At 65.0% G+C, this 2,268-nt stretch carries 3 protein-coding genes and 1 pseudogene; all 4 read right to left on the bottom strand.

Going from position 1 to position 2,268, the window contains the following annotated elements:
• Window positions 1-511 (bottom strand): amino acid synthesis family protein (locus JOY90_RS22515; RefSeq protein WP_291693316.1); only part of this gene is annotated, 511 nt, incomplete at its 3' end.
• A gap of 80 nt (window positions 512-591) precedes the next feature.
• Window positions 592-1,287: an ABC transporter ATP-binding protein gene (locus tag JOY90_RS22520; RefSeq protein WP_291693318.1), complete on the bottom strand. Its 696-nt coding sequence runs from the start codon at window positions 1,285-1,287 to the stop codon at window positions 592-594.
• Entirely contained in the window at window positions 1,287-2,039 is a 753-nt protein-coding gene (locus JOY90_RS22525; protein WP_291693317.1) for an ABC transporter ATP-binding protein, read from the bottom strand. The genes JOY90_RS22520 and JOY90_RS22525 overlap by 1 nt, the downstream gene beginning before the upstream one ends.
• Window positions 2,036-2,268 (bottom strand): annotated as a pseudogene (locus JOY90_RS22530) (hypothetical protein); the annotation flags it as partial. The pseudogene JOY90_RS22530 and the gene JOY90_RS22525, both read right to left, overlap by 4 nt.

Consider the following 2,268-nt stretch of genomic DNA (forward strand, 5'->3'; position numbering starts at 1 on the left):
CTGTGGCGTAGCCGAGCCAAAGCACAATCTCATGCGGTCGCGGCGCGTCATGGATGAGCACCGGGGTCGAATCGAACGCATCGAGATCCCAACCTTCGTCGAGCGGACCATAGATCAAATCGACAGTCGTGCCGGGCGGCCCCACCTTGGCGTGCCCTGGAATGATGACGCGACCGCGTTTGATTGCGCCACGCATCGCCATGCCGAGTCTCGGATGGATCATCGCAGCGCCATGCTCCAGATCGCCGCCGATGCCGACGAGCGCCGCCTTCGTGTAGGCTCGCAGCTGCGCAGGGCTCGCACCAAGCGTCGCCAGCGCCACTTTGGTGAGAGACGCTCCGAGTTCGACCGAGTAGTCGATGAGAGGCTTGAGGTCCGCGTGGGGCGCCTTGCCGGCTAGCGGATTCTCGAAGACCGCAGCGACCGCGACGCGTCGCAGCGGAGGACTGACGTCGACGCCGTACTCGCTATTGACCTCCTCGACAAAGGTGACCGTCTTGCGGACGCTCATGACGTGCTCCCTCGCAACATTCGGCAGGCTTTTCTATTTCAATTCAGGAAAGTCTAGCACTTTGGCGGTTCCTCCCAAAATCACACCTCCAGCCATTCCTTGCGCACGGCGGAATTGGCGCCGAAATCGGCCGGGCCGCCCTGGAAGACGATGCGGCCGTGGCCCATGACGTAGACGCGGCTGGAGATTTTCAGCGCGATCGCGAGCTTCTGCTCGACCAGGAGGATGGCGACGCCCCGGCGGGAGATTTCGGCGAGCAGTTCGCCGACCTGCTCGACGAGTTTCGGCGCGAGACCTTCGGTCGGCTCGTCGATCAGGATCAGTTCGGGATCGCCCATCAGGGTGCGGCACATGGTCAGCATCTGCTGCTCGCCGCCGGAGAGCACGCCGGCGGCGACGTCCTGCCGCTCCTTCAGGTTCGGAAACAGGGAAAACACGTCGGCGAATTTCCAGCGGCCGAATTTTCCCGCGCGCTTGAGGCCGAGCTCGAGGTTCTGCCGCACGGTCAGCGTCGGGAAGATCTGGCGGTCCTCCGGCACATAGCCGATGCCGCCATGCGCGATCTGGTCGGGCCGCAGTCCCGAAATGTCCTTGCCGCGAAAACGGATCGTGCCTTGCGACGGCACCAGCCCCATGATCGCCTTGCAGGCGGTGGAGCGGCCGACGCCGTTGCGGCCGAGCAGGCTCACGATCTCGCCGTCGCCGACGTCGAGGTCGACGCCATGCAGGATGTGGCTCTGGCCGTAATAGGCGTGGAGGTTCTTGACTTCGAGGATCATGCCGCGAGGCTACCCAGATAGGCTTCCTGCACCGCCCGGTTGGCGCGCACCTGCTCCGGCGGACCCGAGGCGATGACTTGGCCATAGACCAGGACGGTGATGATATCGGCGAGCCCGAACACCACCTTCATGTCGTGCTCGACCATCACAAGCGTCTTGCCCTGCGACACTCGGCGGATCAATTCCACCGCATTGTCGGTCTCGGTGTTGCTCATGCCGGCGGTCGGCTCGTCCAGCAGGATCACGGAGGCGCCGCCAGCGATGGTCATGCCGATCTCGAGCGCGCGCTGGTCGGCATAGGAGAGCAGGCCCGCCGGCGTGTCGCGACGCGAGGCGAGGTTGAGGCCATCCAGCAATTCGTAGGTGCGCGCGTTCAATTCGCGCTGCCGCCACAGCGGCGTCCAGAACGAGTAGCGGTAGCCCATGCTCCAGAGCAGCGCGCAGCGCAGGTTCTCGAACACGGACATGCGCTGGAAGATCGAGGTGATCTGGAAGCTGCGCGACAACCCCATGCGGTTGATCCGGTGCGGCGGCATGCCGTCGATGCGCTCGCCACCCAGCAGGATCTCCCCCGACGACAGCCGGAAACGGCCGCTGATCAGGTTGAACAGCGTGGTCTTGCCGGCGCCGTTCGGGCCGATGATGGCGTGCCGCTCACCCCGCTTGATGTCGAGATTGACGCCACGGATGATCTGCATCTGGCCGAAGGCCTTGCCAACGTTGCGCAGGGAGAGCGCCGTGTCGGTCATGCAAAACCCCGCTGCGGCTTCAGCTCGGCCACCAGGCCGTCCCACACTTTCCGGAACGCACGCGCTTCCACGCTGAACCAGAAGCCGCCAACGGCGAGCAGGAGCACCGCCACAAGCCAGGGCGCGATCGCGTGCTCGTCGACCTGGGCTCCGAACAGCACCAGCGTCTTGCCCTGCGCCGCACCGATGGTGAGGAACGACGCCAGCTCGACCACGCCGACGAAGCCGA

The organism is Bradyrhizobium sp. (assembly GCF_019242285.1).
In the GTDB taxonomy this organism is placed as follows: domain Bacteria; phylum Pseudomonadota; class Alphaproteobacteria; order Rhizobiales; family Xanthobacteraceae; genus Bradyrhizobium.